Below are 13864 nucleotides of genomic sequence, written 5' to 3'. Positions count from 1 at the left end.
TCTTTTTTATTTTCTTATAATTGCATTTTCGTTTTGTAAAAATAGTTCATCAAATTGTTTTGCAAGCTCAAAATCTAGTTTCGTTAAACCTTTTGTATTCCAAGATGACAAAGTAATAATAACTGCTTTATACTGGATAAGGATAAATGGATGGTGATTATGTTCTTCTGATAGTTTGGCGGCTTCAGAGACAAATTCGACTCCTTTTAAGTAGTCGGAAAACATATATTTTCGTTCAATCCATTTCTCATCTTTTACCATCCATTTATCTACCTTCAATAATTCCTCGTGAACTTCTTCTTCAGTTAATCTTAGCATCATTTTTCACATCCTTTATTGGAAGTAACGCAAGACCATTGTTAATAAGGCGTGTTACAGCTTCGTCAGTTGTGAAAGTAGAAAGTTGATGTAGTAATGCTGCAGATGTTTCATGCCCTTTGTTATGCTCTAAAAGTAACTCTAATACTTCAAGGCGCAGCAACCATTCTTTCGCATAAAATTTATTTAATACTTCTTGGATTGCTACTAATTGATCGATATGCGCGTCGTGTAAAATCCCCTCACTTCGAATATCTCGAACTGTTTGATACATACGTTCAAGTTCATTCAGCACAAGTGGAGCAGGAATTTCTTGAATTTCTTCATCCATTGGGAAGAATGCTGCAGCATCTGCGGCACCTGGGAATACTGAAGTGATTTGTGAGCCAACAGCCATATCAAATGCGCCCCATGAAGCATCAAATAAAACGCGGGTGTTATAAGTAACTGTGCAATCGATAAAGGAAATAAGAGCAATTTTCTTATCATTTTTCACAATATCTGTTACTGTTCCTTTTACATGAATACCACTTGCAAAAGTAAACTCAGCGATAGTTCCAATTGTAATTCCTAATGATTGTAGTTGTTCGTCTGTACAATTTTCTAATGCAATATTTTCAGTAAGTAATCCAATCGGTGTTCCAAATCCGTCATTGTGTACAGAAGTAGAATGATTCGCTAACTGTTTATTATGAAGCGCTAATGCCGTTGGCGAATTTGTTCGCATGTAAATTAATTCACCTGCATCGTTTTCAATTGTCTCGCTAAATGTACCTGTAATTTGTAATCCACTATTTAGCTCAGCTGTTGCATAGTTCTCAGAGCGAATTGCTTTTTCTAAACCTTCTTTTCCACCTGTTTTAAAGGCCATTGTTTTAGAAAATGTTTCAAGCGCATCTGTTAATTCTTCAAAGGATTCACAAACAAATAGTTGTGGTTGCATTTTTGTTACGTCATAAGTTGTCCCTGTACATGCTTCGATAGAAAATGGAACCTTTTCTACAGCGTCTGTTAAGCAATGTTTGCTTTCGCCAACAGAAGAAAGGAGACCAGCACCATATATCTTTGGATCATCTATATTTCCGATCAATCCATATTCTACTGTCCACCAGAAAAGACGTGAAATTTGTTCAGCTTCCGATAAACCAGAAACTAACTTTTGTTTTTCAATTACAGCATTTTCAGCAGCCTTAACTTCATCAGGAGTAGAAGTAGGGCTTTCTTTTACTATCGTTAATGTACGAACAGCTTCAAATGCATCATGTTCTTCTTTTGTAGAGAAAGCTTTTGCACCAATTTGCCCAAAACGTTTCACATATTTTGCATATGTAGGATCAAGTAAAATCGGTGCGTGTCCTGCGGCTTCATGTACGATATCTGGAGCTGGTGTGTACTCGATATTTTCTACTTTCCGGATATCTGTTGCAATCGGTAGTAATCCGTGTCCTTGAAAATCGAAGAATGCTACGCCAGGAATAAGTCCGTCAATTGTTACAGCGCCCCAGCCGCTTGGTGCCAAACACTCATTCATTTCTTCTACTTTTGGAATTGCATCTATATTAATACCAGATGATTGTAGTCCGTTCACATAGGCTGGATGAGCAACGTCTTTTAAGAAGCTATGATTTTGTCTCATAATGTAACGCCACACAGCGTGATTCACCGGTGTGTATTGATCATAATGTTGTGTGGATACAAATGGTTTTAAATGCGATGGAATTTCTGTTTTCTTTGTCATTTAGACATCCTCCTTTTTTTCAATAAAATTGAATATCGATTTCGTATAGCTTGTATCACCCCCTTTCATTTTTTGTAAGCGCTTATAAAATTTTATCATAAGATTCGGAATTATTTAACATATGTTTCTGTGATAAATAGAAAAAGCCCCTATCGGAAAATCCGATAGGGGCGAAAGAATCGCGGTACCACCCTATTTGTAAGTGAAAATATACTTACATCTCAATTAATGATAACGGAAAAATTCCGTCTTTTCCTTCATGCATAAAAGCACTACGAAAAAGAAGCTCCAGAATTGTAATTCATACTTATATATGTGCTAATTTCCACCGACCATTAGCTCTCTGTAACAGGGATATAAGATACTACTGCGATTCTTTCAACGCGTATATATGAAATTGTGTAAGAGGATGGATGCAAAAAAGTCCCTATCGGAAAATCCGATAGGGACGATAAAAATCGCGGTACCACCCTATTTGTAAACAACTAATTGTTTACCACTCACTTTACGATAACGGAAAGATCCGTCTTTCTCTTCATGCATAAAAAGCATTACGGGAAAGAAGCTCCAGAATTGTAATTCACGCTTGTATATGTACTGATTCGCACCAACCATCAGTTCTCTGGGACAGTGATATAAGTCGCTACTAGCATTCCTTCAAAGCCGATATATAATTCGTTAAACTAAACTATGTTTTGTATTATAAAACTATATTAAAAAAATTGTCAACAAAAATTTTTTATCCCGTGTTAATGAGCAGTAAAATTCCTACCTCAAAATTCGGTGGGAGAATAACTGCCCGTAACCCCCGATTGGTGAAGGCTAATAATCAGTGGGGATGAACAAAATCTCTACTGATTAAGGCTTCACTTTATTTCACTTCTAAATTAACAGTTAAATTAGAGGTATTGCCAGCTGCATCAGTTGCTACAATGTGAATAGTATTTTTTTCTTCGTGTAATTGAGTGCGATCGAAATAAATGTCATAGCTTTTCTCCCAAGGGTTCAGGAATGCCTGTTCCCATACACCATTTCCGTTAATTTCATATTGCATTCTCACTGGAATACCGGGTGCTATCCAACCAGATTCTGACATCCAATCTAGTAGAATATCATCAACTTTTCCTCTAATTACGAGATTTTCTTGGTCAACTTCGTGTGTTAACTTAGGTGCAGTTCGATCAAGAAATACAGCAGCTGTTTGTTTTGTTTCTCCACCAGAATTAGAAGCAACTGCTTCGATTTGATATAGCCCGTCAGCTAAAGGAGTGCCATCTGCTTTTGTACCATTCCATTTGAAAGGTTTGTATCCAGGAGTTGCATTTTTAGCTTGATGGATAATCCCTTGATACGTTACACGTTCTTTCGTAACTAAATTTGCATGTAATGTTACATCATCCACAGGCGCAACTAAATAGTAGTTGATGAGATTATCATCTAGTACGTGGTCGCCATTTGGGCTAAAAGTAGAATTAATAATTTCAAGTCCATCGATACGTTTATAATCTTTAGGATCGATACTAAATGTGAATGGAATTCGAATTTCTTCTTTAAAAAACTGCCTAAAAGATCATTTTAGGCAGTTTTTTATTGTTATTTATGCGTTTTATTTGGCTTTTTTTTCGCTGGGTTTCCGTTCCCTTGGCGCTTTCTATTTTGTTCATCTTTTGCTTGTTTTTCATGTAGTGTATCTAAAAATTCATTCGAGTTACTCATTTTTCTATCGCTCCTTTCATTTCGTCCTAATTACTATAACCATTTAGGAGGATAATCATGAGTTAGAAGTTAGGCACTTAATTTTCTTCGATAATGTAAGTAAAATATTCCATACATAACAAATAGCATGAGTAAAACTTGTAACTCTACATTTTCCTTTAAAATAGCTGCGATAGGGTCTGGTAAGTACGGTGATTTATCGTTTGTGCTTAAACCTAACCATTTATTTAAGAGGTTAATGGTACAAAACATAAAAACACCGGACCAGCTTGCCGTAATTGCTTTTTGTTTAATTTTTGTTTCACGTTCATCATCTGTAATCCAGGGATTAGCAGTTTGATCACTACTAAAGAAGCCGTTTATATATCCCCATACAATCATTCCAATAAAGACAATTATCCATTTCATATATGTAATTCTCCTTTCGGTGTAAAAAGTATTTTACATGTAATATTGTAATATTTTACAAAGATTAGTGTCAAATGTTTTTTACATATCGGTTTTTATACAGCAGGAATAAAGAATGCAATAGGGAAGAAATATGTGTGAGGATTTTATAGTAAGAGGAGGCTGAATATGAAAATCGTTTTTGTTCGGCATGGTAAAGGTGAACATACAACGGATTTACCAGAAAGTTTACAAGTGTTTGACCCACCATTGACGAGAGTAGGAAAGGCTCAAGTTAAATTACTTCAACGTGATATATCATTACAAGAAGCGGATATATTAATTGTTAGTCCTACACTTAGAACTTTGCAAACGGCGACAATATGGAGTGCGAAAGTTGCTTGTCAAAAACTAGTCCATCCATATGTATCCCCACGTATTTTTCCTTATCGAGAAGGAGCGAAAACATTACCGTGCGATTATATAGTAGATCAGGGAATGATAACAAAGTTATTTCCGCATTTTTCGATAGAGAAAAGCTCAAATAATCAGTTATGGAAGGAAGGTATAAACACTATTTCAGAGAATAGTTTTCAGCAAATAGTAGATGAATTTCTTCTTTGGTGTTATGAACTGGGTGCTGAAAGAATTTGCATTGTATCTCACGATGGAACAATTACAGCATATAGGCAATATTTACAGAAAGTCGTTTTAACTAGATCAGATTTTTTGAAAGAAACGGGCATATATGAAATGGATTTATCCCATAAAATTCTGGTTGATAAGGGCTGATTATAGGATGGGGGTTGTATGTTGAATATTGCATTAGTAGTTGGTTTTAATTCGGATTTAGAAGCGCAATCAATTCGAGCATCTCTTGAATATTTTGGTGCAAGGGTTGTGACATATTGGATTGGTAGACCGAAAGATTTTGTGGAAGTTCTTTCTGGAAAGAACTTATTTAACAATATTAATTATATTATTTTTTGCTTTCATGGTGAAGAAGGGAAGTTTGTCATGGAAGAGTTAGGCGAAGAAGTATATGAACAAGATGAACCGAGAGGGGATTTTGGTACAGAAGAAATTTATAAATATGCAAAATTGCATAATACACATATTGTAAATAGCGGGTGCACGTTAGGGGAGCAAAATCTAGCAAAATCTTTTTTACATAGTGGTGCGAAATCATATATTGGATCGATTGATTATGTAGATGGAAATGCAGCACTTATGTTTACTATACGCTTATTTTATGGGGTTATTAACCATGGGAAAACGTTAGAAGAAGCGTTTCAAGAAGCGAGTTTAATTGATGAGGAGACACATACATTTCGATTCTATAATTAGTGTGAAACACGTTTATTCTATATTCGAATAAACGTGTTTCACATTTAACTCACATTTTTTTTGCATTTTTTTTAATGAAAATGGTTATCACTTGTGGTATGATATGTTCAAGTTTTTACAGGTAATAAAAGTTACTATATAAACTTTAGTTTTTAATGTTTCATACGCATGTCACAGATTATTCATAATTAACATTTGAAAAATAAGTAACTAATGTTATTATATTATCTGTAACTAACTTAATTACAACTTTAGGAGGAAGATATGGTTATTCAATTTTTAAGAGAAAACAAAGCAGTTTCTTTTGCATTAGCAGTAATTCGAGTATATCTTGGTTACACATGGTTAATGGCTGGAATCGGTAAACTACAAGGAAAAGGATTCGATGCAACAGGTTATTTGCAAGGGGCAATTGAAAAATCTAAAGGTGCACAACCGGCTGTTCAATCTTGGTGGGCATCATTCTTACAAGAATTTGCAATTCCAAATGTAGATTTGTTTAATACACTTGTAACATGGGGAGAAATTTTAGTCGGAATTGGTTTAATTGTAGGCTGTTTAACAAAAACAGCGGTCTTTTTTGGTCTTGTAATGAACTTTTCCTATATGTTTAGTGGGTCAATTGGTGTGAACCCTGAGATGGTTATCTTATCTATGTTTGTTCTTGTTTCCGGTATGAACGCTGGGAAATTTGGAATGGATGGCTTCGTTATCCCGAAAGTATTAGGATCAAAAACTCCAAAACGCCAAAAGCAAGCTGCTTAATATATGAAAACGGGTATCTCATTTTGAGATACCCGTTTATGTTATTTTTCAACTTTAATCGGATTGTTCTTAAAGAAATCTTTTACATACCCGACAAATTCTTGTGGTTCTTGGCGAAATGGTGCATGATAACCTTTTTCAATAATATGTAAAGTGCTATTTTTTAAGAATTGATGATACGTTTCTCCTTCTTTCCAGGAAACGCTACTATCATTTCTGCCCCATATAATTAAAGTTGGCTGTTTTATTTCATTTGCATTAATTTTAAGACGTCTAGGCCATAATTTCATTTTATTATAATGCTCTTCATCATTACGTTTGAATTTCACTTTGCTTTCATCATAATCTGTAATAGAAGAAACGGCATTTAAATCAGTCGACAATTGTGGTTTTGGTGAGCCTTGTTTATTAACGAATGTATGAGGGCCACCTGTAGCATCAGTTAAAATAAGGTGAGTAACTGCTTCAGGATATAAATATGTTAAATTTAGAGAAATTTCTCCCCCCATGGAATGCCCCAGTATTGCGAATGAATCATACCCTAGTTTTTTCATTAATTTATAATACAAATTTGCATGAGTTGGAAAAGAATAATAAAAATCCATTGGCTTAGATGAGCGCCCGAATCCTAAAGCATCTACAGAAATAATTGTATGATCTTTTGCTAGATCGGAGTAAATCTTTTGAAAACCATCTGATGACCCTCCAAAGCCATGAATCATAAGTAAAGGTGGTTTTTCATTACCAATCTTTTTAAAGTAAATGGTTTGACCATCTATTTCTACCATTTTTTCCTCGGTAGCTAGTTTCGCTGTAATTGTATTTTTAACTTGTTTTACTTGTTCTACTGGCTTTTCTGCTGCACTACATCCTACTAATAGTGTAAGAGTAAGACAACCTACCATAAAATAGCTAAATCGCTTCAATTAGGTGTCTCCTTTCTAACATAACGCTGTATCTATCATAGCAAATAGCATATTACGATTTCCAGGAAGTTGGCTACCATTTTTTATCATAAGAGGTGAAAGGAGCGTTTCTTGGAAATTTTCTGTTTGAAGAAATTGACGAAATGTAAATTGTGAGTGTGGAACATCAATTCGTACTATACCATTCCAACATTCACATATCTTTTTTAATAATTGGATAGCATCTTCTTCTTGCTTGGCGATAAGTGGATTGATACATAATATATTGCCCTTTTGTATGCATAATGAAAAAGCTTCTATACAGTTATTTCTTTCAATTTTAAAAGAGTGTACGGCCCTTGGTAATAGCAAAGAGTAAAGTAGAGAACGATTCATACCAGTTGCAATTTGATCCAGAGAAGTAACAGATATAAGGTCTTCTTCTTGTACTTGTTGTAAGTGAGAAGGGTACGTCTTAATAGTTTGCTTTTCAAAACGATGAATCGTTGTTGCTGTTTGAAATCCGCATGATGTGTATAGAGGTTCGCCAGCTTTTGTCGCAATAAGTGCAATGGGTTGTTTTGGATGAATTTGTTCCAAGCAATGATTTAGCAACATGCGCCCTATTCCGCGTCCTTGAAAATTAGGGTGAACGATTAACATACCAATGGAAGCGAAGTTACTTGTAAAGGGAAATACTCCTCCAGTCGCAATGAGTTTGTTTTCATGAATGTAACCTACAAGTGTGCCGATAGAAAGATACATTTCGAATTGTTTTTTCATAAAAATTTCATCGTGTAACCATCCAACAGATTTGCAAAGATTAAGTAATTCAAAAATAAAAGATTCATTTAGCTTTACTATTTTCATAAAGGCTCACCGCATTTCTATTTATTTTCATAAACATAGAGTCAAAATGTAAAAAAAGAGATTTACGTTAAATGAAATCCAACTTGTTTATATTTAAATTGTAAAGGGCGGAATGATTGATACAAAAAGACAAACTTATACAAATTATAACTGATATTTACATAAGTTAACAAAAAATTTACATACAGCTAATTTTCTCTTAATAGTCTTCCATTAAATTTGATAGTGGGAAATGAATAACCTAATTAGGGGGACAAGACAGTGAAAAAGTTTGTGAAAAAAGCATGGCCATTTGCAGTTGTGGCATCATTAGCAGTTACTTCGGTAGCAACATGGAATTTTACTCGTTCTAGTGAGGTTAATGCAGATGAGAACGGAAGCAATGCAAAGATTAAAAATGTTATCGTATTAATTGGGGATGGTATGGGCCCTTCATATATGACGGCTCACCGTTATATGAAAGATAATCCAAAAACCTTTGAAATGGAATCTACAGAATTTGATAAGCATCTTGTAGGAACACAAAAAACATACCCAGAAGATGAACATGAAAATATTACAGACTCTGCATCGGCAGCAACAGCTATGTCAGCAGGAATTAAAACATATAATGCTGCAATTGCAGTTGATAATGATAAAGCGGAAGTGAAAACAGTTCTTGAGCAAGCGAAAGAAAAAGGGAAATCAACGGGACTCGTTGCAACTTCTGAAATTACACATGCAACACCAGCTGCTTTCGGTGCGCATGACATTAGCCGTAAAAATATGGACGCAATTGCAAATGATTATTTTGATGAGAAAATTAAAGGGAAGCATAAGGTAGATGTTATGCTTGGCGGCGGCGTAAAGAACTTTGTTAGAAAAGATCGTAATCTTACAGAAGAGTTTAAGAAATCTGGTTATAGCTATGTAACGGATCGAGATCAATTGTTAAATGATAAAAATGATCAAATTCTTGGTTTATTTGCACCAGGTGGATTAGATAAAATGATTGACCGCAATGAGAAAACACCTTCATTAGAAGAAATGACTAATGCAGCAATTGAGCGTTTGAACAAAAATAAAAATGGTTTCTTCTTAATGGTGGAAGGAAGTCAAATCGACTGGGCTGGACATGATAATGATATTGTTGGTGCAATGAGTGAAATGGAAGACTTCGAAAAAGCTTTCAAAGCAGCGATTGAGTTTGCGAAAAAAGATAAAAATACGTTAGTTGTTGCAACGGCAGATCACGCTACGGGTGGCTTATCTTTAGGTGCCAATGGCGAGTATAACTTTAAAGTAGATCCAATTAAAGCTGCAAAACGCACACCAGACTTTATGGCAAATGAGATTGCAAAAGGTGCAAATGTAGAAGAAACATTGAAAAAGTATATTGATTTACAATTAACTCCAGAAGAAATTCAAGCTGTAAATGATATAGCTCCGTCAAAAGATGTAACAAAGATTGATAATGCAATTGAAGATATTTTCAATAAGCGCTCGGTTACAGGCTGGACAACAGGTGGACATACAGGGGAAGATGTGAACGTGTATGCATTTGGTCCAGGTAAATACTTGTTCTCTGGCGTTCAAGAGAATACAAATATAGCGAAACGTGTCTTTGATATTGTTGGCGGTGGTGATCCGAATAAAGGAAGACGCTAATTAAGAGCGAAAGTGAGGCGAACTGCCTCGCTTTTCTTTTTAGGAGTTGGAAATATGAAAAAAATATTTGCGAAATTAAGATTCCTTCTAGCATTTGTAGTATTACTAGTTGGATGTCAACAAGAAGAGAATAATGTAGCACAAAAATCTACTACTAAAAAAACTGAGGAAAAGGTACAAATAACAAAAGAAGAAGAGAGATCTATTCAAGATGTTATTCATACATTTGTGCGAACGACCAATGAAAAAAATCTTGCAGAACATATGGAGTTATTTTCAAAGAAGATGCCTAGTGCTGAGGACTTAAAAACACAAAAAGAAGCCGCATTTCAAAAGGGAAATAAGAAAATTGAATTGGAACATATAGATATGAAAGTTAGTAAAGTAGGGTATGTTATTGTTGAAACGAAAGAAAAGGAAGTAGACGACAGTATTACTCTTCAAAAGAAAGTACAGTATGCCCTTGGAAAAGAAGAGGGTAAATGGAAGATTGAAGAGGTTCGAACAATAGAGAAAAAATAACGTGAAACTTTAATAAGTGTGGAGTCGTACTTCCAAAAAATGATATAAAAAAGGTTCTCATTGGCGAGAACCTTTTTTTATAGTGGTAGCATAATTTGATTTGAACATGCCTCAATATCATCAATATCTTGACGAATTGTGGCCATTTTATTATCCAGATCTTCAGCTTTCATTGCTGCATCATGTAGTTCATCTTTTAAATACTCCGGTATTTTCCCTTCATATTTATAATAAAGTTTGTGTTCTAAACTTGCCCAAAAGTCCATTGCCAGTGTACGTAACTGAATTTCTGCAAATACATCTTTTGTACCAGAATTTAGTGATAAAGGGTATTTAATGATCATGTGTAAACTTTTATATCCGTTTCGTTTTGGGTTAGCGATATAATCTTTTACTTCTATGACTTCCATATCCTCGCGTTTTTGAATGACTTCTTTCAAATGATAGATATCTTCTACGAAGCAACATGTAATACGAATACCAATAATATCTTGTAAATGTGTTTGAGCATTTTCAACTGTTGGTAATAATCTTTTGCGCTCTAGTTTTTTAATAATACTTTCAGGTTGTTTTAGTCTTGTTTTTATATGTTCAAACGGGTTGTAATCCTCTAGAAATTGAGCTTCCCGGTTCATAATTTCAAATTTAGTTTTTAACTCTTCTAAAGCAAATGTATATGGTAATACAAAAGCTTTCCAGTAGTTAACTGTTGATTGATTATATTCCATTTATATACACACCTTTTCCTATTTGCAAGTGAGGTCGTTATTATACTAAATACCAAATCATATAAGCGCAAGCAGCAAATGATGAGATCATAAAGCGATATTTAGTTTTCATACTTTCAACTCCTTTCGAGTAAGATTTTATATAAATAAACGTGATTGTTAATAAGTTCACTATGTACAGTTTCTATAGTAATAGATTCGTGTGAATTTCGTATGAACTAATTGTTTCAGCTTTTTGTCTTTTTTGCTGTTAATCATAATTATTATTCGGATTTAAAGTGTTTTTATTTGATTTATCTATTTGTATAAATTAATGTATATTTAAATTTACAGTTATCGAGGAGGATATATGGTGAACTTTGAAGAATTAGCAATTGCTAGACGTTCTGCAATGAAATTTATACAAGGTATAGAAATCCCTGATGAGGATTTTAAAAAAATATTTGAGTTAACTAAGCTTTCTCCATCTTGCTATAATTTGCAGCACACACATTATGTTGTAATTCGTGATCAAGAGCGAAAAGAAAGATTAAAAGAATTAGCTTTCGGTCAATATAAAGTATCGAGTGCATCAGCGGTAGTGCTCGTTTGTGGTGATAAAAAAGCATACCAAAATGTTGAAAATATTTACTTCGGTATGAAAGTTTTAAAAATGATTGATGAATGTGAATATGAAGATACAATTAGGCAAACGAAAGGTTTATATGAAGGAAAAGGAGAGCGTTTCATGGAGGATGAAGCGATTAGAAATGCTTCGTTAAGCGCGATGACTTTTATGTACGCAGCTAAATATTATGGCTATGATACATGTCCAATGATTGGTTTCGATGAAAAAGCAGTACAAAGTGAATTAAATATGCCGGAGCATATAGTACCTGTTTTAATGATTACGATAGGAAAAAGTGATACGACTAAAACTCGCCCACGAGGATATCGAAAGCCGATTAGTGAGTTTGTTACATACGAATCGTTTTAATAAAGTGAAACTTTTAATCAGTGGGGGGTCTTACTGCCCGTTAATGCGGGAGAAAATTTATTTAACTATAAAAACAAGGGGATTCTAAATGGAATCTTCTTGTTTTTGCAATTGACAAATGGAATGAAGTTTTATAATATATAAATCGTAATCATTACGTTTTAGTTGCGATTTTTGAAAGAAAGGAGAATTAAATATGCGTGTAAATATTACATTAGCTTGTACGGAGTGCGGTGATCGTAATTACATTTCTAAAAAAAATAAACGAAACAATCCAGAACGCATCGAATTAAAAAAATATTGTCCACGATTAAAGCGAGTAACGTTACATCGTGAAACGAAGTAGAAGACTAGAGATATCTCTAGTCTTTTTTTATAGTTCTTTGGTTTTGTTTGTTATAATTACCTTAAATTGTAATAAAGGGAGCGGTATGATGAATCAAAAAGATAAAGAAAGAAAAGAGCAAGTGGCTCATATTATTAATATTCCAGATGAATATAGTCTTGTTGTAGATGATCAAGAAGGGGTTGATGACCCGTATCATTTATTGTGGTGGGCACATAAAGATGATGAGGAGAAACAGATACAAATTACATTAAATAGACATACTGGTAATTTAATTGAATTTAAGATAGATGATGAAAATTCTTTTTCAAGTGGCAAGGAAGCGATAGAGGAGAAGAAGGCAAGAGAGATTGTAAATGCGTTCTTGAAAAAATATACAAAAGAAGGATATGAATTCTATACATATGTAACGGTTAAGGACGACAGGCGCGGTTGGAGAGAAGTAAATTATATGCAAGAAGTGAATAGCTATCCATTGCCTAATACAGGGTGCGTTGTGCGAGTGCACCCTTCAGGTAATGTTGTGCATTTTCATTACAATGGACAAAAAGCTATAGAGAAAAAACCGTTATGGCCAAGTGAAATTGTTGAGGAGAATATCGTTTTAGAAAATTTGAAAGCTAGACAAGATATGAGACTTGTATTTATAGATTTAACATACTCTTCATGTGAGTATGAAAGCGGGGAAGAAGTAAAAGGGTACCATCTTGTATATGAACCAGAGCCTAGTCATGCGTTTATTGATGCAAGTACAGGTAAAGATTTATTTGGACCAGATCATTATAAATTACCTTCGGCTGTAGCTGTTGAAAAATCGAAAAAAGGTAACGAACGAGGTGACGTATTCGAATTATTTGACTGGAATAAAGAAGGTTTTACAAAAGTAGATGAGACAGAAAATGATGATGAAATAAGGATGAAATTTGTTCCGAAAGAGGAATTACAAAAACAGAAAGAAGAAAAGGATCCATATTTAATGAATGAATTCTTTAAAAAGCATTTACCGATGTTGAAATATAATAATTTAGTTAGCGTTAAAATTGATAAATTAACCAATGAATTAACTGGTTTTATAAAACTGACAGATGATCAAGAAGTAAAGCAAATACTGTCTAGAGAGGAATGTTTACAAAAAGCACTTCAATTTTTAGAACGAGTTATTCCAGATATCACACAATATCTGCGTCTTTGGGAGGAACGTGAAGAAGCAGAAGATGGGATTGAAAGATTTATCTTTTCTGTATATATAAATGATATTCCGGCAGAGTATAACCAATTTATGATTAACATCAATGCAGAAAATGGTGCTGTTATGCACTACTCGGGGGAGTCTAGCAACTTTATAAAAGAATTGCTCACATATGAAATAACACCAAAAGTAACTAAAGAAAAAGCGTTAGAAATATACAGAGAGGCTATCCGAGTTAAATTAGAATGGTTTTTAGATCATGATGTAGAGGAAACGAAATACAAACTACTTTACAAACAAACGACAGATGAAAAACATAAAGAACCTTTTAATTGTAGGCGGGAAATTCGTTATATTGATGCCCAAGCGGGGAGAAAGATTTGGAGTAAGTAAAATAAAAAGAGTTATTT

At 34.0% G+C, this 13864-nt stretch carries 15 protein-coding genes, 1 pseudogene and 2 other annotated features; of the genes and pseudogenes, 8 read left to right on the top strand and 8 right to left on the bottom strand.

Going from position 1 to position 13864, the window contains the following annotated elements:
- Nucleotides 1–6: 6 nt before the first annotated feature.
- From NST27_RS21335 to NST27_RS21315, 5 genes and pseudogenes are all read right to left on the bottom strand, one after another.
- Nucleotides 7–321, bottom strand: a complete 315-nt coding sequence (locus NST27_RS21335; protein ID WP_000979539.1) for a 4a-hydroxytetrahydrobiopterin dehydratase — start codon at nucleotides 319–321, stop codon at nucleotides 7–9.
- Nucleotides 302–2056: an aromatic amino acid hydroxylase gene (locus NST27_RS21330; RefSeq protein ID WP_000163183.1), complete on the bottom strand. Its 1755-nt coding sequence runs from the start codon at nucleotides 2054–2056 to the stop codon at nucleotides 302–304. The genes NST27_RS21335 and NST27_RS21330 overlap by 20 nt, the downstream gene beginning before the upstream one ends.
- A gap of 163 nt (nucleotides 2057–2219) precedes the next feature.
- Nucleotides 2220–2447 (bottom strand) — a binding site (T-box leader).
- Nucleotides 2448–2497: 50 nt separating this feature from the next.
- Nucleotides 2498–2726: a binding site (T-box leader), on the bottom strand.
- A 201-nt stretch (nucleotides 2727–2927) separates the two neighbouring features.
- Nucleotides 2928–3608 (bottom strand): annotated as a pseudogene (locus tag NST27_RS21325) (FlgD immunoglobulin-like domain containing protein); the annotation flags it as partial.
- 41 nt (nucleotides 3609–3649) lie between these two features.
- Entirely contained in the window at nucleotides 3650–3772 is a 123-nt protein-coding gene (locus NST27_RS21320) for a DUF4023 domain-containing protein (RefSeq protein ID WP_000071866.1), read from the bottom strand.
- A gap of 69 nt (nucleotides 3773–3841) precedes the next feature.
- A complete protein-coding gene (locus NST27_RS21315) occupies nucleotides 3842–4180 on the bottom strand; it encodes a hypothetical protein (protein WP_000871152.1) in 339 nt (112 codons plus the stop codon).
- 168 nt (nucleotides 4181–4348) lie between these two features.
- Here NST27_RS21315 and NST27_RS21310 point away from each other — a divergent pair, with 168 nt between their 5' ends.
- The 3 genes from NST27_RS21310 (at nucleotide 4349) to NST27_RS21300 (ending at nucleotide 6271) form a co-directional block, all read left to right on the top strand.
- The gene (locus NST27_RS21310) at nucleotides 4349–4951 is read left to right on the top strand and encodes a histidine phosphatase family protein (protein ID WP_000706252.1); all 603 of its coding nucleotides are present in this window, start codon (nucleotides 4349–4351) and stop codon (nucleotides 4949–4951) included.
- An 18-nt stretch (nucleotides 4952–4969) separates the two neighbouring features.
- Nucleotides 4970–5506, top strand: coding sequence for a hypothetical protein (locus tag NST27_RS21305; protein ID WP_000931928.1), 537 nt, complete (start codon nucleotides 4970–4972; stop codon nucleotides 5504–5506).
- Between the two features lie 264 nt (nucleotides 5507–5770).
- Nucleotides 5771–6271, top strand: coding sequence for a DoxX family protein (locus tag NST27_RS21300; RefSeq protein WP_000236592.1), 501 nt, complete (start codon nucleotides 5771–5773; stop codon nucleotides 6269–6271).
- Nucleotides 6272–6312: 41 nt separating this feature from the next.
- Here NST27_RS21300 and NST27_RS21295 read toward each other — a convergent pair whose 3' ends face one another.
- The gene (locus NST27_RS21295; RefSeq protein ID WP_000819810.1) at nucleotides 6313–7197 is read right to left on the bottom strand and encodes an alpha/beta fold hydrolase; all 885 of its coding nucleotides are present in this window, start codon (nucleotides 7195–7197) and stop codon (nucleotides 6313–6315) included.
- A 15-nt stretch (nucleotides 7198–7212) separates the two neighbouring features.
- On the bottom strand, nucleotides 7213–8046 hold the full coding sequence (locus NST27_RS21290; RefSeq protein ID WP_000706696.1) for a GNAT family N-acetyltransferase: 834 nt from the start codon (nucleotides 8044–8046) through the stop codon (nucleotides 7213–7215).
- A 261-nt stretch (nucleotides 8047–8307) separates the two neighbouring features.
- Between NST27_RS21290 and NST27_RS21285 the strand changes: the two genes are divergently transcribed.
- Both NST27_RS21285 and NST27_RS21280 read left to right on the top strand, forming a co-directional pair.
- On the top strand, nucleotides 8308–9693 hold the full coding sequence (locus tag NST27_RS21285; RefSeq protein WP_000714912.1) for an alkaline phosphatase: 1386 nt from the start codon (nucleotides 8308–8310) through the stop codon (nucleotides 9691–9693).
- Nucleotides 9694–9747: 54 nt separating this feature from the next.
- Entirely contained in the window at nucleotides 9748–10215 is a 468-nt protein-coding gene (locus NST27_RS21280) for a hypothetical protein (protein WP_000717907.1), read from the top strand.
- A 77-nt stretch (nucleotides 10216–10292) separates the two neighbouring features.
- On the opposite strand, the gene NST27_RS21275 is transcribed toward NST27_RS21280, so the two are convergent.
- Entirely contained in the window at nucleotides 10293–10943 is a 651-nt protein-coding gene (locus NST27_RS21275; RefSeq protein WP_000456228.1) for a GTP pyrophosphokinase, read from the bottom strand.
- A 349-nt stretch (nucleotides 10944–11292) separates the two neighbouring features.
- Here NST27_RS21275 and NST27_RS21270 point away from each other — a divergent pair, with 349 nt between their 5' ends.
- The 3 genes from NST27_RS21270 (at nucleotide 11293) to NST27_RS21260 (ending at nucleotide 13847) form a co-directional block, all read left to right on the top strand.
- On the top strand, nucleotides 11293–11919 hold the full coding sequence (locus tag NST27_RS21270) for a nitroreductase family protein (protein ID WP_000245978.1): 627 nt from the start codon (nucleotides 11293–11295) through the stop codon (nucleotides 11917–11919).
- 196 nt (nucleotides 11920–12115) lie between these two features.
- Nucleotides 12116–12265, top strand: coding sequence for a 50S ribosomal protein L33 (gene rpmG / locus NST27_RS21265; RefSeq protein WP_001265617.1), 150 nt, complete (start codon nucleotides 12116–12118; stop codon nucleotides 12263–12265).
- Nucleotides 12266–12353: 88 nt separating this feature from the next.
- Nucleotides 12354–13847, top strand: coding sequence for a YcdB/YcdC domain-containing protein (locus tag NST27_RS21260; RefSeq protein WP_001072070.1), 1494 nt, complete (start codon nucleotides 12354–12356; stop codon nucleotides 13845–13847).
- Nucleotides 13848–13864 lie beyond the last annotated feature (17 nt).

The organism is Bacillus sp. FSL W8-0770, assembly GCF_038008705.1.
In the GTDB taxonomy this organism is placed as follows: Bacteria; Bacillota; Bacilli; order Bacillales; family Bacillaceae_G; genus Bacillus_A; species Bacillus_A cereus.
Note: the sequence above shows the minus strand (reverse complement) of the source record. Positions and strands in the feature narration are given on the sequence as shown.

Excerpts from the sequence above, each read along its gene's own strand:
- NST27_RS21335 (WP_000979539.1), bottom strand. The coding sequence starts at position 321 with ATGATGCTAAGATTAACTGAAGAAGAAGTTCACGAGGAATTATTGAAG.
- NST27_RS21330 (WP_000163183.1), bottom strand. The coding sequence starts at position 2,056 with ATGACAAAGAAAACAGAAATTCCATCGCATTTAAAACCATTTGTATCC.
- NST27_RS21320 (WP_000071866.1), bottom strand. The coding sequence starts at position 3,772 with ATGAGTAACTCGAATGAATTTTTAGATACACTACATGAAAAACAAGCA.
- NST27_RS21315 (WP_000871152.1), bottom strand. The coding sequence starts at position 4,180 with ATGAAATGGATAATTGTCTTTATTGGAATGATTGTATGGGGATATATA.
- NST27_RS21310 (WP_000706252.1), top strand. The coding sequence starts at position 4,349 with ATGAAAATCGTTTTTGTTCGGCATGGTAAAGGTGAACATACAACGGAT.
- NST27_RS21305 (WP_000931928.1), top strand. The coding sequence starts at position 4,970 with ATGTTGAATATTGCATTAGTAGTTGGTTTTAATTCGGATTTAGAAGCG.
- NST27_RS21300 (WP_000236592.1), top strand. The coding sequence starts at position 5,771 with ATGGTTATTCAATTTTTAAGAGAAAACAAAGCAGTTTCTTTTGCATTA.
- NST27_RS21290 (WP_000706696.1), bottom strand. The coding sequence starts at position 8,046 with ATGAAAATAGTAAAGCTAAATGAATCTTTTATTTTTGAATTACTTAAT.
- NST27_RS21280 (WP_000717907.1), top strand. The coding sequence starts at position 9,748 with ATGAAAAAAATATTTGCGAAATTAAGATTCCTTCTAGCATTTGTAGTA.
- NST27_RS21275 (WP_000456228.1), bottom strand. The coding sequence starts at position 10,943 with ATGGAATATAATCAATCAACAGTTAACTACTGGAAAGCTTTTGTATTA.
- NST27_RS21270 (WP_000245978.1), top strand. The coding sequence starts at position 11,293 with ATGGTGAACTTTGAAGAATTAGCAATTGCTAGACGTTCTGCAATGAAA.
- rpmG (WP_001265617.1), top strand. The coding sequence starts at position 12,116 with ATGCGTGTAAATATTACATTAGCTTGTACGGAGTGCGGTGATCGTAAT.
- NST27_RS21260 (WP_001072070.1), top strand. The coding sequence starts at position 12,354 with ATGAATCAAAAAGATAAAGAAAGAAAAGAGCAAGTGGCTCATATTATT.